The organism is Pseudomonas sp. FH1, from assembly GCF_000510895.2.
Classification (GTDB): domain Bacteria; phylum Pseudomonadota; class Gammaproteobacteria; order Pseudomonadales; family Pseudomonadaceae; genus Aquipseudomonas; species Aquipseudomonas azotoformans_A.
On record NZ_AOHM01000013.1, the window covers coordinates 39,156 to 59,162 of the forward strand.

Annotated in this window: 21 protein-coding genes; 11 read left to right on the plus strand and 10 right to left on the minus strand. The window is 62.4% G+C overall.

Annotated elements, in window-relative coordinates; all coding sequences use genetic code 11:
* The first annotated feature begins 85 nt into the window (after positions 1-85).
* The 8 genes from H096_RS05660 to cfaB all read left to right on the plus strand — a co-directional run bounded on the left by H096_RS05660 (position 86) and on the right by cfaB (position 9,239).
* The gene (locus tag H096_RS05660) at positions 86-1,990 is read left to right on the plus strand and encodes a protease modulator HflK (protein WP_033897226.1); all 1,905 of its coding nucleotides are present in this window, start codon (positions 86-88) and stop codon (positions 1,988-1,990) included.
* A 12-nt stretch (positions 1,991-2,002) separates the two neighbouring features.
* Entirely contained in the window at positions 2,003-2,992 is a 990-nt protein-coding gene (locus tag H096_RS05665) for a protease modulator HflC (RefSeq protein WP_033897227.1), read from the plus strand.
* On the plus strand, positions 2,989-4,023 hold the full coding sequence (locus H096_RS05670; RefSeq protein WP_033897228.1) for a protease modulator HflK: 1,035 nt from the start codon (positions 2,989-2,991) through the stop codon (positions 4,021-4,023). Before H096_RS05665 ends, H096_RS05670 begins: the two co-directional genes overlap by 4 nt.
* Positions 4,020-5,906 (plus strand): cation-translocating P-type ATPase, encoded by a 1,887-nt coding sequence (locus H096_RS05675; protein ID WP_033897229.1) that lies wholly within the window; start codon positions 4,020-4,022, stop codon positions 5,904-5,906. The genes H096_RS05670 and H096_RS05675 overlap by 4 nt, the downstream gene beginning before the upstream one ends.
* 116 nt (positions 5,907-6,022) lie before the next feature.
* Complete coding sequence (locus H096_RS05680) at positions 6,023-6,277, plus strand: membrane protein (protein ID WP_016978693.1); 255 nt, start codon at positions 6,023-6,025, stop codon at positions 6,275-6,277.
* A gap of 65 nt (positions 6,278-6,342) precedes the next feature.
* Positions 6,343-7,188, plus strand: coding sequence for a DUF692 domain-containing protein (locus H096_RS05685; protein ID WP_033897230.1), 846 nt, complete (start codon positions 6,343-6,345; stop codon positions 7,186-7,188).
* Entirely contained in the window at positions 7,179-7,967 is a 789-nt protein-coding gene (locus H096_RS05690) for a DNA-binding domain-containing protein (protein ID WP_033897231.1), read from the plus strand. Before H096_RS05685 ends, H096_RS05690 begins: the two co-directional genes overlap by 10 nt.
* 87 nt (positions 7,968-8,054) lie before the next feature.
* Positions 8,055-9,239 (plus strand): C17 cyclopropane fatty acid synthase CfaB, encoded by a 1,185-nt coding sequence (gene cfaB, locus H096_RS05695; protein ID WP_033897232.1) that lies wholly within the window; start codon positions 8,055-8,057, stop codon positions 9,237-9,239.
* Positions 9,240-9,244: 5 nt separating this feature from the next.
* Here the strand turns inward: cfaB and cls are convergent, their stop codons facing one another.
* A complete protein-coding gene (gene cls / locus H096_RS05700) occupies positions 9,245-10,684 on the minus strand; it encodes a cardiolipin synthase (protein WP_033897233.1) in 1,440 nt (479 codons plus the stop codon).
* A gap of 130 nt (positions 10,685-10,814) precedes the next feature.
* Between cls and H096_RS05705 the strand changes: the two genes are divergently transcribed.
* Complete coding sequence (locus H096_RS05705) at positions 10,815-11,336, plus strand: DUF3617 domain-containing protein (RefSeq protein ID WP_016978689.1); 522 nt, start codon at positions 10,815-10,817, stop codon at positions 11,334-11,336.
* Here the strand turns inward: H096_RS05705 and H096_RS05710 are convergent.
* The 8 genes from H096_RS05710 to folE2 are packed head-to-tail and all read right to left on the minus strand — an operon-like array spanning position 11,320 to position 17,769.
* Positions 11,320-12,138: a His/Gly/Thr/Pro-type tRNA ligase C-terminal domain-containing protein gene (locus H096_RS05710; protein WP_033897234.1), complete on the minus strand. Its 819-nt coding sequence runs from the start codon at positions 12,136-12,138 to the stop codon at positions 11,320-11,322. The two genes, H096_RS05705 and H096_RS05710, sit on opposite strands and share 17 nt — an antisense overlap.
* Positions 12,139-12,149: 11 nt before the next feature.
* Positions 12,150-13,487 (minus strand): dihydroorotase, encoded by a 1,338-nt coding sequence (locus H096_RS05715; protein WP_033897235.1) that lies wholly within the window; start codon positions 13,485-13,487, stop codon positions 12,150-12,152.
* A 3-nt stretch (positions 13,488-13,490) separates the two neighbouring features.
* Positions 13,491-14,051, minus strand: a complete 561-nt coding sequence (locus tag H096_RS05720; protein ID WP_028618554.1) for a DapH/DapD/GlmU-related protein — start codon at positions 14,049-14,051, stop codon at positions 13,491-13,493.
* A complete protein-coding gene (gene hisI, locus H096_RS05725) occupies positions 14,048-14,461 on the minus strand; it encodes a phosphoribosyl-AMP cyclohydrolase (protein ID WP_033897236.1) in 414 nt (137 codons plus the stop codon). Before hisI ends, H096_RS05720 begins: the two co-directional genes overlap by 4 nt.
* The gene (locus H096_RS05730; protein ID WP_033897237.1) at positions 14,458-15,336 is read right to left on the minus strand and encodes a metal ABC transporter substrate-binding protein; all 879 of its coding nucleotides are present in this window, start codon (positions 15,334-15,336) and stop codon (positions 14,458-14,460) included. The genes hisI and H096_RS05730 overlap by 4 nt, the downstream gene beginning before the upstream one ends.
* A gap of 11 nt (positions 15,337-15,347) precedes the next feature.
* Complete coding sequence (locus tag H096_RS05735; protein ID WP_016978683.1) at positions 15,348-16,214, minus strand: metal ABC transporter permease; 867 nt, start codon at positions 16,212-16,214, stop codon at positions 15,348-15,350.
* A complete protein-coding gene (locus tag H096_RS05740; RefSeq protein ID WP_033897238.1) occupies positions 16,214-16,882 on the minus strand; it encodes an ATP-binding cassette domain-containing protein in 669 nt (222 codons plus the stop codon). Before H096_RS05740 ends, H096_RS05735 begins: the two co-directional genes overlap by 1 nt.
* The gene (gene folE2, locus H096_RS05745; protein WP_033897239.1) at positions 16,879-17,769 is read right to left on the minus strand and encodes a GTP cyclohydrolase FolE2; all 891 of its coding nucleotides are present in this window, start codon (positions 17,767-17,769) and stop codon (positions 16,879-16,881) included. The genes H096_RS05740 and folE2 overlap by 4 nt, the downstream gene beginning before the upstream one ends.
* A gap of 128 nt (positions 17,770-17,897) precedes the next feature.
* On the opposite strand from folE2, the gene H096_RS05750 reads away from it, so the two are divergent.
* Positions 17,898-19,100 carry an N-acetylmuramoyl-L-alanine amidase gene (locus tag H096_RS05750; protein WP_033897240.1) on the plus strand — a complete coding sequence of 401 codons (1,203 nt, stop codon included), beginning with the start codon at positions 17,898-17,900 and terminating at the stop codon, positions 19,098-19,100.
* Here H096_RS05750 and H096_RS05755 read toward each other — a convergent pair.
* Entirely contained in the window at positions 19,097-19,465 is a 369-nt protein-coding gene (locus H096_RS05755; protein WP_016978679.1) for a hypothetical protein, read from the minus strand. The genes H096_RS05750 and H096_RS05755 overlap by 4 nt on opposite strands.
* Positions 19,466-19,591: 126 nt before the next feature.
* Between H096_RS05755 and dksA the strand changes: the two genes are divergently transcribed.
* The gene (gene dksA / locus H096_RS05760; protein WP_033897241.1) at positions 19,592-19,996 is read left to right on the plus strand and encodes an RNA polymerase-binding protein DksA; all 405 of its coding nucleotides are present in this window, start codon (positions 19,592-19,594) and stop codon (positions 19,994-19,996) included.
* Positions 19,997-20,007 lie beyond the last annotated feature (11 nt).

Consider the following 20,007-nt stretch of genomic DNA (forward strand, 5'->3'; position numbering starts at 1 on the left):
TTAGTCACGGTCTGCTTCTAAGCAAACAAAAATTTCACGCTCCGTGTTATATCGTAACGAATTGTGTGCATGTGGACATAAGTGGATGCAAGTGGATCTGGAAGCTGACGGCGCTTCGGTGGAAGGCCTTCCGCGTTTTCAACAGGGGCTGTTCCATGCCCGACGATTGCGCCAGGCCGGTATCAGCCTGACGGTGTTGGCCGTTGCCGGCTGGGTGCTGGCGCTGTTTGTCGCGTTGTTTGCGCCGCTGTCGATCTGGCCGGTGGTGTTGATCAACTGTGCGTCGGCGTTGCTGTTATTGGTAGCTGGCTTGCAATCGGCGTGGTGGGTGGCGGATTGGCGTGCGCAGGCGTTGGAAGAACCGTCGGTTGATGTGCCGGTTGAGGACGCAAGCCGCTACGCGCGTCTTATGGAGCGCTTTGGCAAGCAGATCGGTACGCCAGTGTTGTGGCTCGGCGGCTGGTCGTTGCTGGCGTTGGTCAGCATTGTCGAGTTCTGGAACCTGGCGCTGCCCGCCGCAGCGATCGGTCAATCGGCAAGCATCGGCGCCGCGCTGGCGTTGGGGTTGGCGTTTGGCGTGCTGGTGTTTGAACGCCGTCTGGCCCAGGAGACCACCGCGCAATGGCCGGAAGCCTCGCAACTGGCGCAGTTGAGCCGGGTGGCGATTATTTGCCTGGTGGTCAGTGCGGTGTGCCTGCTGTTTGCCGGGGCCAACGCCGTTTGGCCCCTGAGGTTGGCCGTATTAATCGGCTTGCTGCCGGCGCTCGTCTCGCTGGAGTTTCTATTAAGAGCTGTGTTGTCCCTGTTCAGCCCACGTCAGCCCCGCGTCGAGCCGCGCTTGATGGCGCAAAGCTTTATCGCCGGATTGTTACGCTGGCCGCCGCAGCCCTTACTCGCGCTGCAACATGAATTGCACAACCGCTTTGGTATCGACCTGCGCCAGATCTGGGCATTTACCTACATGCGCCGGGCGTTCCTGCCGGTGTTGCTGGTGGTGCTGGCGGTAGGCTGGGCGCTTACTGGCGTGCACGAAGTGCCCCTGCAAGGTCGTGGGATCTATGAACGTTTCGGCAAGCCGGTGCAGGTGTTCGGCCCTGGCTTGCATGCGGGATTGCCATGGCCATTGGGCCGCGTGATCAGTGTGGAAAACGGCGTGGTGCATGAACTGGCCACCAGCGTCAGCGAAGCCGCCACGCCAGAACTGGCCCCCGCCGAAGGCCCGGCGCCGCTGATCGCCAACCGTTTGTGGGACGCCAGCCATGTGAATGACAAGTCCCAGGTGATCGCCAGCAGCAGCGGCGACAAACAGAGCTTCCAGATCGTCAATATGGATGTGCGGTTCGTCTACCGCATCGGCCTCACCGATCAGGCCGCGCTCGCCGCCACCTATAACAGCGCGGACGTGCCGACCCTGATCCGCAGCACCGCCAGCCGCATCCTCGTACATGACTTTGCCTCACGCACCCTCGACGAATTGCTTGGCGAACAACGCACGAGCCTGGCCGACGAAATCGGCCGCGCCGTGCAGGCCGACCTGCAAACACTCGACAGCGGCGTAGAAATTCTCGCCACGGTGGTGGAGGCGATCCACCCACCGGCCGGCGCCGCCAACGCTTACCACGGTGTGCAAGCTGCGCAGATCGGCGCCCAGGCCCTGATTTCCCGCGAACGCGGCGCGGCTAGTGAGCAAACCAACCAGGCGTTGCTGCAAGCCAGCACCGCCCGCGATCAGGCCACAGCCACCGCCCGCGAAGTGAACGCGGGCGCCCAGGCGGCCAACCTGCGTTTTGCCGCCGAACAAAAGGCCTACGCCACGGCCGGCCAGGCGTTCGTTTTGGAACAGTACCTCGGCCAACTCAGCCAGGGCCTGGCCCACGCCAAGCTGCTGATTCTGGATCATCGCCTGGGTGCCGACGGCGCGCCGACGATCGATCTGCGTTCTTTTACCTTGCCGGCCGATCCTTCGGTGCCGCGTAAAGCCGTTCAATAAGGAGTCTGTCAGTTGAGCGCTCATTCTCACGATCACGGTCATCATCACGGCCATCACCACCACCATCATCACGGTGACGAACAAGCGGCCGGCCCGTTCCCCTGGCGGCGTATGGCCTGGGCGCTGTTGCTGGTGCTGTTTGCGGTTGCCGCCGCCAGCCTGGTGCAGGTGCGTTCCGGCGAGGCCACGGTGATAACCCGTTTCGGTAATCCGTCGCGGGTGTTGTTGGAGCCGGGCCTGGGCTGGCGTTGGCCGGCGCCGTTCGAAGCGGCGATCCCGGTGGATTTGCGCCTGCGCACCACCTCCAGCGGGTTGCAGGATGTGGGTACCCGCGACGGCCTGCGCATCATCGTGCAGGCGTACGTGGCGTGGCAGGTGCAGGGCGACGCAGACAACGTGCAGCGCTTCATGCGCGCCGTGCAGAACCAACCGGATGAAGCGGCGCGGCAGATTCGTACCTTCGTGGGCTCGGCGTTGGAAACCACGGCGGCGAGCTTCGACCTGTCCAGCCTGATCAACACCGACGCCAGCCAAGTGCGCATCGCTGATTTCGAAGCGCAGTTGCGCCAGCAGATTGATCAACAATTGCTCACCACCTACGGCGTGCGTGTCGCCCAGGTCGGCATCGAACGCCTGACTTTGCCGTCGGTCACGCTCACCGCTACGGTCGACCGCATGCGTGCCGAGCGTGAAACCATCGCCACCGAACGCACCGCCGTGGGCAAGCGCGAGGCCGCGCAGATCCGCTCCGCCGCCGAGCGTGATGCGCGCATCGTGCAGGCCGATGCCACCGTGAAAGCCGCCGATATCGAAGCGCAATCGCGGGTCGAAGCGGCGCAGATTTATGGTCGCGCCTACGCGGGTAATCCACAGCTGTACAACCTGCTGCGCTCTCTGGATACCTTAGGCACTGTGGTCACACCAGGCACCAAGATCATCCTGCGCACCGACGCAGCGCCGTTCCGCGCCTTGGTGGACGGGCCCAAGGACGTCCAGCCATGACGATGCGTGACAGCCCGGACAGCCCCTGGATCCAGGCCGGGCGCCTGACCTTCCTGGCGTTGTACGCGGTGACGGTATTGGCGGCGTTGGCCTGGGCGTTTTCCAATGTGCGCCAGATCGACCCGCAGAACCGTGCGGTGGTCCTGCATTTTGGCGCCCTCGACCGTATCCAGAATGCCGGGCTGTTGCTGGCTTGGCCGCAGCCGTTCGAGCAGGTGGTGTTGCTACCGGCGGCTGACCGCGTGATCGAACGCCGGGTGGAGAACCTGCTGCGCTCCGACGCGGCGATCCAGGCCGACCGTGTGGCCAGCTTCGCCACGCCCTTGAGTGATGCGCTGGCGGGTTCCGGTTACCTGCTGACTGGCGATGCCGGCGTGGTGCAACTGGATGTGCGGGTGTTCTACAAAGTCACCGAACCCTATGCCTTTGTGTTGCAGGGCGATCATGTGCTGCCGGCCCTGGATCGACTGGTGACGCGCAGCGCCGTGGCCCTCACCGCGGCGCGGGACCTGGACACGATTCTGGTGGCGCGACCTGAACTGATCGGCACCGACAACGGCGCCGCCGAGCGCCGTGAGCGGTTGCGTGGCGACTTGGTGCAAGGCATCAATAAACGCCTCACGCAATTGGCTTCTACGGGATTGGGATTGGGCATCGAAGTCACCCGTGTCGATGTGCAATCGAGCCTGCCGGGCCCGGCAGTCAATGCGTTCAACGCCGTGCTGACGGCCAGCCAGCAAGCCGACAAGGCCGTGGCCAACGCCCGCACCGACGCGGAAAAACTCACCCAGACCGCCACCCAACAGGCCGACCGCCTGGTGCAAGTCGCCCACGCCCAGGCCAGCGAACGCCTGGCCAATGCCCAGGCGCAAACCGCAACCGTCGCCAGCCTGGCCCAGGTGAAAGACCCGGGTTTGCTGCTGCGCCTGTACCGCGAGCGCGTGCCGAAAATTCTCGGCCAGGCCGGTTCTGTGACCACGGTCGATCCGAAAGACGACTCCCGCTTGATCATCCAGGGAGCCGAACAATGAGCGCACCCATGCTGACCTCCGCCGAACAGCGCAGCGCTGCCCGGCAATTGACCCTGGCCATGCTGGCCTTGGGGTTGCTGGTGCTGGGCCTGGTATGGCGCTGGCTCGCGCCCGACCAGACCGGCGTGAGCCAACTGCTGCTGGGCGTCGCATCCTTGCTGGTGGCCGTGCCGGTGATGCGTTCGGCCTGGTACAGCCTGCGGTTTCCGAGTTTGCATGGCATCACCGATCAACTGATCGCCCTGGCCATGCTCGGTGCCTGGGCCACAGGGGATCTGCTGACGGCGGCGTTGCTGCCGATCATCATGATCTTCGGCCATGTGCTGGAAGAGCGTAGCGTGATCGGCTCCCAGGAAGCGATCCATGCTCTGGGCAAGCTGACGCGCAGCCACGCGCGCTTGGTGCATGCCGACGGCAGCATTGTCGAAGTGGACAACGGCACGCTGAATACCGGCGATGTGGTCGAGGTGCGCGCCGGTGACCGGGTGCCGGCTGATGGCGTGGTGCTGTCGGGCCAGGCGAGCCTGGACACGGCGCCGATTACCGGTGAGTCGGTGCCGTTGGAAGCCAGTGTGGGCGTGCAGGTGTTTGGCGGGGCGATCAACCTGGATGGCTTGCTGCGCCTGCAAGTGACGCGCACGGGCAATGAATCCACCTTGGGCAAAGTCATCGCGCTGATGCAGAACGCCGAGCGCGCCAAGCCGCCGATCACACGCCTGCTGGAACGTTATGCCGGCAGCTATATGGTGCTGGTGTTGTTGCTGGCGGCGGTGACCTGGTTTGTGACCAACGATGCCCAGGCGATGCTCGCTGTGCTGGTGGCGGCGTGCCCGTGTGCGTTGGTGCTGTCGGCGCCGGCCACGGCGATTGCGGGCATTGCAGTCGCGGCGCGGCATGGGATTCTGATTCGCAGCTCGGCGTTTCTGGAGGAGCTGGCGGACCTGACCTCGTTGGTGGTCGACAAGACCGGGACGCTGACCTTCGGCACCCTGCGCCTGCAATCCATCGAAACCACCGCGCCGGATCGGCAGGTGCTGCTCAATCTCGCGGCCAGCCTGGGCTCCGCGAGCAGCCATCCGGTCAGCCGGGCGTTGGCGGGTTTGGCAACGCAGGAACAGCTGCTGGCGTTGACGGATATTCGCGAACGCCAGGGGCTGGGTGTCGTGGCGCAAACCGATCAGGGCGAAGCGGCCTTGGGTCGGCCGGAATTGTTCGAGCAACTGGGCATCGTCACCACCGCTGTGCCGAACCACGATGGCCCCATCGCCGGGCTGGCGCTGAATGGGCAGTTTCTCGCGTGGTTGCTGCTGGCCGACAGCGTCAAGCCGGAGGCACGCCAGGCCCTGCAAGAACTGCGTGATCTCGGCCTGGGTCGCCAACTGCTGCTTACCGGCGATCGCCAAAGCGTGGCCAACAGCCTGGCGCTGGAGGTCGGCATCAGCGATGTCGAAGCCCAGGCCCTACCGGAAGACAAGCTCAACCGCGTGTTGGGTGAAATCGGCAGCGGCTTTCGCCCGATGGTGGTGGGGGATGGCATCAACGATTCCCTGGCACTCAAGGCCGGCGTAGTCGGTGTGGCCATGGGCGCGGGCGGGGCGGATATTGCCCTGGCGTCGGCGGACGTGGTGCTGATCGGCAGCGACCTGCGGCGCCTGGGCACCTGTGTGCGCTTGAGCCGCCAGTGCCGGCAGACCTTGCAGGTCAACGTGATCATCGGCCTGGGTTGGACCTTGGCCATTGTCGTATTCGCCGCGTTTGGCTGGTTGGGGGCGGCGGGCGCCATGATTGCAGCGGTGCTGCATAACCTCAGTACTTTGCTGGTACTGGGGAATGCCGGGCGTTTGCTACGCTTCCAGGAGCCCCTTTTGAAGCTCGAAGAATAATTTTCAGAAATATTTGCACGCGGCTGTAACGCGGCTGAGGGGCCTCACTCTAGTGGTGTGTCGAGACTGAACAATCCGTTCAGACCGACACCCCTACGATCATGAGGAATACAACAATGAACATCAAATCCGCTGCTGCTGGTGCCGCTCTCGCAATGGCCGCTGCCACTATGTTTGCCGGTGTTGTCACTCAAGCTCAAGCCGCTGACACCGCCGTTCACTGCTACGGCATCAACGCGTGCAAAGGCCAGAACGACTGCAAAACCAAGGACCACGCCTGCAAAGGCCAGGGTTCTTGCAAAGGTCAGGGTTTCAAGGCAATGGCCAGTGCCGATGCCTGCACCAAGGCTGGCGGCAAAGTCGGCGAATAACCGACCGCCAAGTGCACCCGCAGCGGTCGCCCCCACCGCTGCGGACACTTTCCCAGGAGTGTCTTATGCCTACCTCTCTTCCGAGCCTCGGTTACGGCCTGGGTTTACGCAGTGAGTACTACCAACAGATCCTTGAACAATCGCCGGCGGTGGATTGGTTCGAAGTGATCTCCGAGAATTACCTGGTCCAGGGCGGTAAAGCCTTGTATTACCTGGATGCGATAGCCGAGCGTTATCCCCTGGTGATGCACGGGGTGTCCTTGTCCATCGGTGGGCCCCATGCCCTTGATACCGATTACCTGAAGCAGATCAAACAGCTCGCCGAGCGTATCCAGCCGGCGTGGGTGTCCGATCACCTGTGCTGGAGTCGCGGCAGCGCCCACCAGTTGCATGACCTGCTGCCGCTGCCTTACACCGAAGAAAGCCTCTACCACGTGGCCGCCCGTGTGCGCCAAGTGCAGGACGTGTTGCAACGCCCGTTGGTGCTGGAAAACGTCTCCAGTTATGTACGCTCGAAGGCGGACGAATTCACCGAGTGGGAATTTCTCAATGCCCTGGCTCACCTGTCGGGCTGCCAGCTGTTGCTGGACGTTAACAACGTGTACGTCAGCTCGCGCAATCATGGCTTTGACGCCTGGACGTTTATCCGTAACTTGCCGCCGGAAAGCATCCGCCAGCTGCATCTGGCGGGGCATGTGGACTATGGCGATTACGTGGTCGACACCCATGACCATCCGGTGTGTGATCCGGTGTGGGCGCTTTATCAACAGACGCTCGAGCATCTAGGGCCCGTGTCGACGCTACTGGAACGGGATGACCATTTCCCACCCTTTGAAGAACTGCTCACCGAACTGAGCAAGGCCCGTGAACTGGGCGCGACCGCCCTGGCCAGGAGACAGCTATGCGCCTGACGGATTGGCAACTGGCCTTCGAGCAGCACCTGTTATCCGAAACGCCAGTGGCCAACAGTGGTTTCGCCGCCACGTTGCTGGGCGGGCCGACGCTGGATGTGGACACGGGCCTGGCGATTTACCACAACGCCTACCTCTCACGGTTGCAGGAAGTCTTGCGGCATGACTTCAGCGCCATCCTTTATTGGCTGGGCGATGACGAGTTTGCCGCGCTGACCGAAGCCTACCTGCGCCGCAACCCCTCGGCCCATTACAGCCTGCGCTGGCTGGGCGAGCGTTTCCCGGTGTTTATCCTTGAGCATCTGGTGGCGGAGCAGAGTGCGCCATTGGCGGAGTTGGCGCGGTTGGAGTGGGCATTCACCCTGGCATTTGATGCGCCGCAGGGCGAACCGCTGACGCTGGGCGACATGGCGTCGTTGCCGCCAGAGGCGTGGCCGGTGTTGCAGGTTTCCCTGGCGCCGACGGTGCAAGCGCTGCTGTGCCAGTTCAACAGTGTCGCGATCTGGCGCGCCAGCAAGGACGAATCCGACTTCCCCGACAGTCACGCACTCGCCCCGTCGCAGACGTGCCTGGTGTGGCGCCATCAGAATGTTTGCCATTACCGCAGCCTGGAACCCGCCGAGGCCTCTGCCCTGACGGGAATGGCGACCACCGGTTGGAGCTTTGCCGAACTGTGCGCCGAGTTGGCAGTCACTCATGCAGAGGGTGCGCCACTGCAGGCCGTTACTTGGCTGAAGCAGTGGGTCCAGGACGGGTTGCTCGAGCGCCGGGCCCCATAGAAGAGCGCTATCAAATCGATAGCCTCCTACTTTGTCTTCGGATGGTCTAACCTCTCAGCAGACGTCTGAAACAAGGGGGGACTACTCATGCTCGCGCAACTTCCACCGGCCTTACAGAATCTTCAGCTACCGCTGCGTCTTCGACTCTGGGACGGCCATGAATTCAACTTGGGCCCCGAGCCCAGTGTGACCATCGTGGTGAAGGACCCCACGGTCGTGACCAAGCTGACCCATCCAACGCTCGATTCACTGGGCGAAGCCTTTGTCGAGGGTAAATTGGAGCTGGAAGGCTCCATTTCCGAGGTCATCCGGGTGTGTGACGAATTGAGTCACGCCCTGATCGAAGACGACGAGGGGAGTCGTCCGGTGCGCTCGATCCACGACAAGGCCACTGACGCAGCGGCCATTTCCTACCATTACGACCTGTCCAACGAGTTCTACCAGCTGTGGCTGGACCAGGACATGGCGTACTCCTGCGGGTATTTCGAAACCGGCAGCGAATCCATCGACCAGGCCCAACAAGACAAATTTCGCCACCTGTGCCGCAAGTTGCGGCTGCAGCCGGGCGAGTATTTGCTGGATGTCGGCTGTGGTTGGGGTGGGCTGGCGCGGTTTGCCGCGCGGGAGTTCGGGGTTAAGGTGTTTGGCATCACCTTGAGCAAGGAGCAGTTGGCGCTGGCCCGGGAACGGGTGAAAGCCGAAGGCCTGGAAGACCAGGTGGACCTGCAACTGCTCGACTACCGTGACCTGCCGCAAGACGGGCGTTTCGACAAAGTGGTCAGCGTGGGCATGTTCGAGCACGTCGGCCACGCCAACCTGGCGGAATACTGTAAGACCCTGTTCGGCGCAGTGCGCGAAGGCGGCCTGGTGATGAACCACGGTATTACCGCCAAGCACACCGATGGTCGCCCTGTGGGGCGCGGCGCGGGTGAGTTCATCGAGCGTTACGTGTTCCCCAACGGCGAACTGCCGCATTTGGCGATGATGACGGCCGAAATCAGCGAAGTCGGGCTGGAGGTGGTCGACGTCGAAAGTCTGCGTCTGCACTACGCGCGCACCCTGGACCATTGGAGCGAGCGCCTGGAAGACAACCTGGAAGCAGCGGCGAAGATGGTGCCGGAGCAGGCGTTGCGTATCTGGCGGCTGTACCTGGCCGGTTGTGCCTATGCGTTTGCGCGGGGCTGGATCAACCTGCACCAGATTCTGGCGGTGAAACCCCATGCCGATGGCAGCCATGACTTGCCGTGGACGCGGGAAGATATCTACCGCTGAGCCCGTTACAAGATCGGTGAAATAAGCCGCGCAACCCGCATGCCCAGTTGCTGAAGGCGACGGGTTTCGCGGCTTTCTTCCTGGCTGACTTCATGGGCCAGGGCGAAGTCGTCCAGCAGCATGTGCTCAACTTCCTTGGCGAAGGCCTCGTCGACCGTCAGCAACATCACTTCAAAATTCAGCCGGAACGAACGGTTGTCCATGTTCGCACTGCCGATGGCGGCGATTTCGTCGTCTACCAACACCACCTTCTGATGCAGGAAGCCTGGCGTATAGCGGAATACCCGCACGCCGGCGCGCACGGCTTCGATCGCGTACAGGCTGGACGCGGCGTAGACGATGCGGTGATCGGGCCGTGAAGGCAGCAGCAGCCGCACATCGACACCGCGCAGCACGGCCAGGCGCAGGGCAGAGAACACCGCTTCGTCGGGGATGAAATAGGGGCTGGTGATCCAGACGCGCTCGGTCGCGGCGTGGATGGCTTCGACGAAGAACAGCGAGCAGGTTTCATAAGGGTCGGCCGGACCGCTGGCGAGCAATTGGCAGAGCACGCCGTCCTCGGGGTAGGCGTCCGGCAAGATCAGTGGCGGCAGTTCGCGTGCGGCCCAGAACCAGTCTTCGGCAAACGACTCTTGCAAGCATGCCACCACCGGGCCGGTCACCTGCACATGGGTATCGCGCCACGGCGCCAGCGGCGGCTTCTTGCCCAGGTATTCATCGCCGACGTTATGCCCGCCCACAAACCCGGTGATGCCGTCCACCACCACGATCTTGCGATGGTTGCGGAAGTTGACCTGAAAGCGATTGAGCCAGCCGCTGCGGGTGGCGAAGGCTTTGACGTTCACCCCGGCGTCGCGCAGCGATTGCACATAACGATGGGGCAGGGCGTGGCTGCCGATGCGGTCATACAGCACGTAGATGGCGACGCCTTCTGCGGCCTTTTCCTTCAACAGCGCGTGCAGTTGGCGGCCAAGTTCGTCGTCATGAATGATGAAGAACTGGAACAGCACCGCCGTCTTGGCATTGCGGATCGCCGCGAAGATTGCGCTGAAGGTGGCGTCGCCATTGATCAGCAAGCGCACTTCATTGTTGGCCAGGCACGGCATGCGGCCCAGCTTGGGCATGGCGCGCAGCGAGGCGTAGGCGCTGGAGTTGCGTGCCGCCAGGGCCTCTTCGACCCACGGGCGCCAGTTCAGCTCGGTGATCGCGGTGTGCATTTCCTGGTTGGCCTGGCGACGGGCCTGGATGTACGCGTCGAAGGTGCTGCGGCCGAAGATCAGGTAGGGGATCAGCGTGAGGTAGGGCATGAACATCAGCGACAAGGCCCAGGCGATCGAGCCTTGGGCGGTCCTGACGGTCAGCACCGCGTGGATCGCGGCGAGGGTCCCGAGAAAATGCAGCGTGGCGATGAAGTAGGCGAGCAGGTGCGGGCCAAAGAAATCCATGAACGACGTTACTCCAGGCAATCCAGTGCCTAACAGACCATGTCTGGTCAGGAATGTCGCTATTTTATTTGCCGTGCAACCCTGGCACCTTTGCGGCGTCTAACGCCCAACATTACCCAGGAGTTACCCGATGAATGCTCGTCTGCTGTCTTTGGCCATGATGATTGGTGTGTCGCTGCCGGTGGCGGCGCAGGCGCAGATGCTGGCGCCGGGCTTGTGGGAACTGACCACCAGCAATATGAAAGTCGATAACCAGGACTTGCCCGACCTGTCGCTGATCCTCGGTCAGCTCAAGCAACAGATGACCCCGGAACAGCGTGCCATGCTCGAAAAACAGGGCATCACCATGGCCGGCAAAGGCGTGCAGGTGTGCCTCACCCCGGCGCAGGTTGCCTCCGATTCGATCCCGCTGACCGACCCGCAATCGGGCTGCAAGCAGGAAGTGACCGACAAGACCGGCAACCAGTGGAAATTCCGCTTCAGTTGCCCGAAAGCCCAAGGCACGGGTGTAGCCACTTTCCAGAGCCAGAAAGAATTCACTACCACCGTCAACGGCACCTTCAATGCCACCGGCATTCAGCAGAAGGGCAGCCTGGACAGCCATGCCCAGTGGCTGGGCAACGATTGCGGGACGGTCAAGCCTCGCGCTTGAGCCTTTCGCACAGGGCTTCGACACTCATCTGACCGAGGTCTTCCCCCAGGCGGCTACGCAGGCTGACGTAGCCGCCGGCTTTTTCCCGCTCGCCAACAATCACCAGATACGGCACTTGGTGCAGGCTGTGCTCGCGCATCTTGTAGCTGACCTTCTCGTTGCGTCGGTCCACCACCGCCCGTATGCCCACACGTTTCAATGCTTCACAGACCTGCTGGCCGAAGTCGGCCTGGCTTTCACTCAGGGTGAGCACCGCAGCCTGTTGGCTGGCCCAACAGGTGCCGTAAATGCGTTGTTGCGATGCGTTGAGGGTGACCTTGGTCAGCTTGAAGGCTCGGATCACACCGGTGCTGGGCACATGAAGACCGTGGCACAGGGCTTCAAAATCGCCCAGGCGCCGTACCGAATGATTGGTGTTCGCCAAGTGGCGCATGCGTGCTTCGATCTGTTCAAGGTCGAGCGCTGTGAAGGTGCGTTCGCAGGCTAAGTCGTAGAAAAAACCATCGTCGGTGGGCGACCCGGCTTTCAACTGAGCGATAGGAAACAGTTGCTGAGTGGCCATCGCCAACAGACTTGCGCAGGAGCGACGCAGAATCTCCAGCCCCTCGGGATCCTGGGTGGTGATGATCTGGAGTCGGGCGTCCTGTTCCAGCAGGTGTTCACAACCCACTAGCACACCGTCAACGCGACCGGCGACCGAGGTTTTGGCCAGCCCCAAGCCGATGCTGGCGGCTACCTCGTAAACCGACAGTGCCTCGTCGTACTCGCGTTGGGTGCCGTCTGGCAGGGTGATCCGGATCATCGCCGTCGTCTCTAGCGCTGGAAATGCAAAGGTAATCCTTGGCAGCTGTCGATTACCTGACCGTTATGAAAGGCCAAGTGACCGGAAACCAGGGTGGTGCTGACGCTGTGACGAAAGCTGCGTTCGGCGAAGGGCGTCCAGCCGCAGCGGGCCAGGATGGGTTGGCTGCTGACCGGCTTGCCCTCGGGCTCAGGTTTGATCAGCACTAGGTCGGCCCAATAACCTTCACGCAGGTAGCCACGATCGGGGATGGCGAACAGGTCGGCCACACGGTGACTGGTTTTTGCGACCAGCGTGGTCAACGGCAGCAGCCCATCGGCCACTAGTTCCAGCAGCGCGGGCAGGGCGTGCTGCACCAGGGGCAATCCCGAAGGCGCCTCGCGATAACCCAACTGTTTTTGCGCCCAGGTATGCGGCGCGTGATCGCTGCCGATGACATCCAGGCGGTCGCTTAACAAGGCCAGGCGCAAGGCGTCGCGGTCGGCGCGGGTCTTGATGGCCGGGTTGCATTTGATCTGGTGGCCGAGGCGGTGATAGTCGCGGTCATCGAACAGCAGGTGGTGCAGGCAGACCTCGGCGGTGATGCGTTTTTCGCTCAAGGGTTTGTCTTCGAGCAGCGCCAGTTCGCGGGCGCTGGTCAGGTGCAGCACATGCAGGCGGGTGCCATGGCGCTTGGCCAATTCCACGGCAAAGGATGACGAGCGATAGCACGCCTCGGCATCGCGGATCAGCGGGTGCGCGACGGCGGGGATGTGCTCGCCGAAGCGTTCGCGCAGGCGCTGTTCGTTGGCCTGGATGCTTGGCGTGTGTTCACAGTGGGCCAGCAAAATCGTGGGCACTTCGGCGAACAGGCGCTCCAGGATCCGAGGATCGTCCACCAGCATATTGCCGGTCGAAGCCCCCATGAACACTTTGACCCCGGCCACCTCACGTGGGTCGAGGGCTGCGACGGTGTCGAGGTTGTCGTTGCTCACGCCGAAGTGGAAGCCATAGTTGGCCACCGAGTGCAGGGCGGCGCGGCGCTTTTTGTCGGCCAGGGCGTCCAGGTCGAGGGTGGCCGGGTGGGTGTTGGGCATGTCCATGAAGCTGGTGATACCACCGGCTACCGCCGCGCGGGATTCGCTGTAGAAGCTGCCTTTGTCCGGCGCGCCGGGTTCGCGAAAGTGCACTTGGTCATCGATCATGCCGGGCAGCAGCCAGTGACCTTGGGCGTCGATGGCGACAGTCGCGTTGCTGTCCTGGATGCTGCTGGCGATCTTTTCGATACGACCGTTGGCAACCAACACATCGGCGTCGAATTCCTGGCCTTCGTTCACCAGGCGGGCGTTGCGGATCAGCAGGCGGCTCATGGTTCAGAACTCGTTTTGCAGGGCTTTATAGCCGCGCACCAGGTCAACGTTGGTGCGGGCCACGTCTTCGGAAAACTCCGAGGCGCTCACGCTCACCGGCGGGAATTGCGAGAGGTCGGTGTTCGGTCCGATGCGGGTGGTGGAGGGCACGTAGAACGCGGCGGGCAAGTCGCGGCCGTCGACCACCGAGTTGTGGCGCACCACGCAGCCATCGCCCACGGCGCAGTTGAACAGCACGCTGTTGAAGCCGATGAACACGCGGTCGCCGACGGTGCAGGGGCCATGGACGATGGAGCGGTGCGCAATCGAGGTGAACTCTCCGATGGTCACCGCCGCGCCGGATTTGGAGTGGATGACCACGCCGTCCTGGATGTTGGAGTTGGCGCCGATGATGATCGGGTCCATGCCGCCGCTGGCGTCGACTTCGTCGGCGCGGATCACGGCGTAGGGGCCGACGAACACGTTTTCGCCAATGATGACTTTGCCGCAGATGATGGCGGTCTTGTCGACGTAGGCCGATTCGGCAATCACAGGCAGATCGCCGGACGGGTTTTTGCGGATCATGCTAAGGGCTCCGTAATGATGTGGACGTAGTCGCCGTCGATGGCGTTGTAGAAGCAGGTCGGCCTTCCGGTGTGGCAGGCCGGGCCCTGCTGGTCGACGATCAGCAGGACCGCGTCGCCGTCGCAATCCAGGCGTGCCTCCACCAGCTGTTGCCAGTGACCGGAGCTTTCGCCCTTGCGCCACAACTGCTGGCGTGAGCGCGACCAGTAGCAGACCTGCCCGGTGCCCAGGGTTTCCTTGAGGGCCTGGCGGTTCATCCAGGCCAGCATCAACACCTCGCCGCTGCCGTGTTGCTGGGCGATGGCGGCGATCAGGCCATCGCTGTTCCACGGCAGGGCATCGAGCACGGGTTCGAGGGGAAAGCTGCTGCCGACGGCAGCCCCTTCCAGGTCGAGCATGCTCAAGGTCATGGCTTGCCCAGAGCCGCGCACAGCGTGTTGAGGTTGTATTCGAACAGTCCGGTGAAGGTGCTGGCCGGGCCTTCAGCGGCGAGGGCGTCGGAGTACAGCGTGCCGCCGATCTGCGCACCGCTTTCGTCAGCGATCTGCTTGAGCAGGCGCGAATCCTTGATGTTTTCCATGAACACGGCTTTGACTTTGTCTTTGCGGATCTGAGTGATCAGCGCAGCCACTTCGGCGGCGGACGGCTCGCGTTCGGTAGACAAGCCCTGTGGCGCGAGGAAATCGATGCCATAAGCCTGGCCCAGGTAGCCGAAGGCGTCGTGGGAGGTGACGATGCGACGGTTACCGGCGGGTAGAGCGCCGAACTTGGTCTTGGCTTCGGCCAGCAGGCGATAGATTTCTTTCAGGTAGGTTTGGCTATTGTGCTGGTAGTCGGCTTTGTTGGCCGGGTCGGCAGCGATCAGCGCCTTGGTGATGTTGTTCACATAGATTTCGGCGTTGGCCAGGTTGTGCCAGGCGTGCGGGTCGGGGATGGTTTCGCCGTCCTCTTCCATGGTGTGGGAGATCACGCCTTTGCTGGCGGTCACCACCGTGGCTTTGGTTTCGGTGCTGGTCACCAGGCGGTCCAGCCAGGGTTCGAAGCCCAGGCCGTTCTTGATGATCACCTTGGCCTTGAGCAGTGCCTTGGCATCGTCCGGGGTAGGCTCGTAGGTGTGGGCGTCGGCGTCGGGGCCGACCATGTTGCTGATCTGGATGTGATCACCACCAATCTGGTGAGTGATGTCATCGAGGATGCTGAAGCTGGTAACCACCTGAAGCTTGTCGGCGGCCTGGGCCGTCGACAACGACAGGACGAGACTGAACAGCACGAGTAGAGCGCGCATCGGGAAACACCTCATTGGGATGACAGCAAAGGCGGGCGGCGCAGCAAGCCGTGCACCGGACCGAAGACCACGGACAGCAGATACCCGGCGCCCGCCACCAGCACGATGGCCGGGCCGCTGGGCAACGAGTAGTAGAACGACAGCAACAAACCCAGCCACACCGACAGGCATCCCAGCACTGCCGATACCGCGATCAACACCGGCAGGCGCCGGCTCCAGAAACGTGAAGCGATGGCCGGCAACATCATCAGGCCTACCACCATCAAGGCGCCGATGGCCTGGAAGCCAATGACCAGGTTCAGCACCACCAAGGTCAGGAACAAACCATGGGCCAGTGGGCCGAGGCGGCTGACGGTTTGCAGGAACAATGGGTCGAGGGTGTCCAGCAGCAGCGGTTTGTAGATCGCGGCCATGGCGATCAGGCTGAAGCTGGAAACCCACAGCATGCCGGTGAGGGTGGTTTCATCCACCGCCAGGGCGGAGCCAAACAGCAGGTGCAGCAGATCGAGGCGTTTGCCGGCGATGCCGAGGATCAGCACGCCCGCGGCCAGGGAGATGGGGTAGATGGCGGCGAGGCTGGCGTCTTCACGCAGGCCGGTGCGGCGAGTGATCCAAGCGGACAGGCCAGCCATGCTCAGGCCCGCGCCGAGGCCGCCGATGGTCAGGGCGGGCAGGCTGAGGCCGGCGAACCAGAAGCCGAGGGCTGCGCCGGGCAGGATGCCGTGGGCGACAGCGTCACCGATCAGGCTCATGCGCCGCAGGATCAGGAACACGCCCAGCGGCGCGGTACTGCAGGCGAGTACCAACCCGCCGATGAGAGCGCGGCGCATAAAGACGAAGTCGACGAAGGGCATCCACAGGTGGGCGGCGAAATGCATCAGGCCACCTGCATCTGTGGCTGCGGGCGGATCAGCTCTTTGCTCGGGCCGAACACGCAGCCGGTGCTTTTGATCTGCACCACTTGCTGGGTGTGGTGGCGCACGGAGGCGAGGTCATGGCAGACCACGATCAGCGTGCGGCCTTGCTCATGCCAGGCGTGGATGTGTTTCCAGCACAGCGCCTGGCCCTCTTCATCAAGGGCGGCGTGAGGCTCGTCGAGCAGCAGAACGGGCGCTTCGGCCAGGCTCATGCGAGCAAGGAGGGCGCGTTGCAGCTCGCCACCGGACAGTGCCATCAACGGGCGATGCTCAAGGCCGCTGAGGCACCAGTCTTCCAGTACTGCTTCAAGCCGCTGATTGCGCTGTTGCGGGGACAGTTGCGTGCCCCAGAAACCGGCGGCGACCAGCTCTTGCAGGCTGATGGGAAACTGACGGTCCAGGTATTGCTGCTGGGGCAGGAACGACAGGCCGCCACGGCGTGGAACCTCCAACGTGACCTTGCCCGCCAGCGGCTTTTGCAGGCCGGCGATGACTTTAAGCAGGCTGCTTTTACCGGTGCCGTTGGCGCCGATGATGCCAGTGAGGCTGCCTTTTTCCAGGGTAAGGTCGATGGCGGGCGTCAGCGGCTGGCCGGGTGCGCCCCAGCGTAAAGCGGTGCAGGTGATCATGCAGGGTGTCTCGTCCAGCGGCTTTCAGCCACGGCATCGTGCGCGTGCAGGCTTTCGGCGTGGATCACTTTCAGTTGGAAGGCTTTGACGGCATCCGAGCGTTTCAAGGCGAGGTTCAGGCGGCGGGCGGCGTCTTCGCAGAACATCAGGTTCTGCCCGTTGGCCAGGGCGAAGGCTTGTTCGTCCGCACGTTTTACGGCGGTTTGTACGGCGGTGCCGAGGGCGGCTTCGACGGTGTCGATTAAGTCTGTCAGTGGCAGTTGCTCGCCTTGCAGCTCGACATGCAATTGCGCACTGCTGCGCTGGCTGTGAGGCGTGGCGACGATGCCGTTGGCGCTGCCGAGCCAGGTCAATACGTCTTCATGCTGCAACGGTGTGTTGGCGAAGTCGTCGAGAAATTGTTGCTGAATCAACTGCCTGGCGAGGGCAGCGGAGCATGGACAGGTCGAGGAGTAAGTAACGTCAATTTTTAGTTCCACGTGGAACATCTGGTTTTCCAGACGCGCTTCGATGCTCACCGGGTAGCCTTTCCAACCGGCCAAAGGACTGACCAGTGCCGGGCGTTTGAGCAGCAAATCGGTGTGGATACGCAGGTAGGCGTTATTAGATAAACCTTCATGACTGTCGAGAAAACGCTGCAGTACATTACGCAGAAGTGCGGGCGTAAGCGGTTGCTGGTCGAGCATCTCCAGTGCCAGGTACAGGCGTGACATATGAATGCCACGGGCGGCGCCATCGTCCAGGCTCACGCCGGCATCAGCGGTGGCGGTCAGGCGCTGGCCGTCGATGAGGATGGGTAGGGCGATGCCGCACATGCCCACCCAGTCGAGTGGCAAGGCTTGGCGTGAAGCCTGCGCGGCGATATCCGGCAGAGTCAGCGCATTCATGAGCAGGTCCATCGTTGGAAATAAAAAGACATGTTATATTATAACTATTGAGTCGACGATGATTTTTCTGCTCCAGCCTTTTTTCAGTCATGTCGAGTAGGGACGCTCCTTTATTTGCGGTATTTTTCATGCACAGACGTCAGCTCCTAAACCTGCTTCTGGCCAGCCCGCTGTTCACCTTGCCGTTTGCCGCCCACGCCACGCAGATCAGCAACGCCCGCCTGTGGCGCTCGGACGACAAGCTGCGCCTGGTGTTCGACCTCAGCGGTCCGGTGCAATACAAGACCTTCACGTTGAGCGCGCCGGAGCGCTTGATCATCGATTTGAGCGGCGCCGGGCTCAGTGGTGATTTCTCTCAGTTGGCGCTGAAGAACAGCGGGATCACCTCGATTCGTTCCGGGCATTTCGGCAAAGGCGACACGCGCATCGTGCTGGACCTGGCCGCACCGATGCAGCTCAACAGCTTTCTATTGCCGCCTCAGGATGGCCAAGGCCATCGACTGGTCCTGGACCTGACCAGCGCCACCCAGGCGCCTCGCCAGATTGCGGCCGAGCCCAAGCCTTTGGTGGATAAAGCGCATCCCAAACGCGACATCATTGTGGTAGTCGATCCCGGCCACGGCGGCAAGGACCCAGGCGCCGTCGGTTCCAAAGGCCAGCGCGAAAAAGACGTGGTGCTGTCCATCGCCCAACTGCTGGCTAAACGCTTGAAACGTGAGAAAGGCTTCGACGTGAAGTTGGTGCGCAACGACGATTTCTTCGTGCCGTTGCGCAAGCGCGTGGAAATCGCCCACAAGCACAATGCCGACATGTTTATCTCGGTGCATGCGGACGCGGCGCCACGCATCACCGCTTCGGGCGCGTCGGTGTATGCCCTGTCCGAAGGCGGCGCCACTTCCGCCACGGCGCGGTTCATGGCGCAACGGGAAAACGGCGCCGATCTGCTCGGTGCCACCAGCCTGCTCAATCTGAAAGACAAGGACCCGATGCTCGCCGGGGTGATCCTGGATATGTCGATGAACGCCACCATCGCGTCCAGCCTGCAACTGGGCAGTTCGATCCTGGGCAGCCTGGAAGGCATCACCAGCCTGCATCAGAAGCGTGTGGAACAAGCCGGGTTTGCGGTGCTCAAGTCACCGGACGTGCCGTCGATCCTGGTGGAAACCGGGTTTATTTCCAATGCGCGGGACAGTGCACGGCTGGTCACTGCGCGTCATCAACAGGCGGTTGCCGACGGCCTGTTCGAAGGCCTGAAAAAATACTTCCAGAAGAATCCTCCGATGAACAGCTACATGGCATGGGTGCAGGAACAGAAGAACGGTCAGGTCTAACAGCCGGTTATACGGCTACAGGTGAATTTGGCGCTGGCGCCACCCGAACTGGAAAACCGGTTGAGGGTGGTCCAGCCCACGCGCCGCGTGTAGCCGACCCACGCCTCACCGTCCGACGCCAACCCGGTAAAGAACGTCAGTTGCCCGTAGCGGCTGTTGGTCTGTGCCCAATAGCGTTTGCCGATCACCTCGTACCCGCGTAAATACGTGGTGCTGCCGACCGTCGCCACGCTGTAGGCGTTGCCTGAAGGGTCAACGCAAGCGAGCAGATTGGCGCTGCGCGTGCAGTTGGCCAGCAGGCTTGGCGCCTGGGCACACGCAGGTCCCACGGCAACCAATAACAGGGCGCACACCAGGTATCTCATCGGGTTTCTCAGGCTGGGGAGTGTTCAAGCATTGCGCCCTTCGTCGTGGTGAGCAAGAGGGGATTGGCTTATTTGTATTGTTATACTATAACATTAAAACACAGCCTGACCCGTGAACCGCTCCCCATGACCGAACAAGACCTCCTGGCCCAGCCTTGCGCCGACTACATGAATGAAGCCCAGCAAGGGTTCTTCCGTGAGTTGCTGCTGGCCCAGCGCAATGAGCTGCAAGCCCGCATCGACGCCGAGTTCCTGGTGCTGCGCGAGCAGGAAACCAACAGCGACCCTGCCGATGTCGGCAGCGCCGAAGAACAGCGCCAATGGCAACTGCGCCTGCTGGAGCGGGAAAAGAAGCTGTTGGACAAGATCGACGATGCCCTCGACTTGCTGGCGCGCGGCGAATACGGCTGGTGCCGCGAAACCGGCGAGCCCATCGGCCTACAGCGCTTGTTGCTGCGTCCTACCGCCACCCTGTGTATCGAAGCCAAAGAACGTGAAGAGCTGCGCGAACGCCATAAACGGGCGATTTGACCGGCCAACCC

Coding starts and splice junctions, on each gene's coding strand:
- H096_RS05660 (WP_033897226.1), top strand. CDS start 86: ATGCAAGTGGATCTGGAAGCTGACGGCGCTTCGGTGGAAGGCCTTCCG.
- H096_RS05670 (WP_033897228.1), top strand. CDS start 2,989: ATGACGATGCGTGACAGCCCGGACAGCCCCTGGATCCAGGCCGGGCGC.
- H096_RS05675 (WP_033897229.1), top strand. CDS start 4,020: ATGAGCGCACCCATGCTGACCTCCGCCGAACAGCGCAGCGCTGCCCGG.
- H096_RS05680 (WP_016978693.1), top strand. CDS start 6,023: ATGAACATCAAATCCGCTGCTGCTGGTGCCGCTCTCGCAATGGCCGCT.
- H096_RS05685 (WP_033897230.1), top strand. CDS start 6,343: ATGCCTACCTCTCTTCCGAGCCTCGGTTACGGCCTGGGTTTACGCAGT.
- H096_RS05690 (WP_033897231.1), top strand. CDS start 7,179: ATGCGCCTGACGGATTGGCAACTGGCCTTCGAGCAGCACCTGTTATCC.
- cfaB (WP_033897232.1), top strand. CDS start 8,055: ATGCTCGCGCAACTTCCACCGGCCTTACAGAATCTTCAGCTACCGCTG.
- cls (WP_033897233.1), bottom strand. CDS start 10,684: ATGGATTTCTTTGGCCCGCACCTGCTCGCCTACTTCATCGCCACGCTG.
- H096_RS05705 (WP_016978689.1), top strand. CDS start 10,815: ATGAATGCTCGTCTGCTGTCTTTGGCCATGATGATTGGTGTGTCGCTG.
- H096_RS05710 (WP_033897234.1), bottom strand. CDS start 12,138: ATGATCCGGATCACCCTGCCAGACGGCACCCAACGCGAGTACGACGAG.
- H096_RS05715 (WP_033897235.1), bottom strand. CDS start 13,487: ATGAGCCGCCTGCTGATCCGCAACGCCCGCCTGGTGAACGAAGGCCAG.
- H096_RS05720 (WP_028618554.1), bottom strand. CDS start 14,051: ATGATCCGCAAAAACCCGTCCGGCGATCTGCCTGTGATTGCCGAATCG.
- hisI (WP_033897236.1), bottom strand. CDS start 14,461: ATGACCTTGAGCATGCTCGACCTGGAAGGGGCTGCCGTCGGCAGCAGC.
- H096_RS05730 (WP_033897237.1), bottom strand. CDS start 15,336: ATGCGCGCTCTACTCGTGCTGTTCAGTCTCGTCCTGTCGTTGTCGACG.
- H096_RS05735 (WP_016978683.1), bottom strand. CDS start 16,214: ATGCATTTCGCCGCCCACCTGTGGATGCCCTTCGTCGACTTCGTCTTT.
- H096_RS05740 (WP_033897238.1), bottom strand. CDS start 16,882: ATGATCACCTGCACCGCTTTACGCTGGGGCGCACCCGGCCAGCCGCTG.
- folE2 (WP_033897239.1), bottom strand. CDS start 17,769: ATGAATGCGCTGACTCTGCCGGATATCGCCGCGCAGGCTTCACGCCAA.
- H096_RS05750 (WP_033897240.1), top strand. CDS start 17,898: ATGCACAGACGTCAGCTCCTAAACCTGCTTCTGGCCAGCCCGCTGTTC.
- H096_RS05755 (WP_016978679.1), bottom strand. CDS start 19,465: ATGAGATACCTGGTGTGCGCCCTGTTATTGGTTGCCGTGGGACCTGCG.
- dksA (WP_033897241.1), top strand. CDS start 19,592: ATGACCGAACAAGACCTCCTGGCCCAGCCTTGCGCCGACTACATGAAT.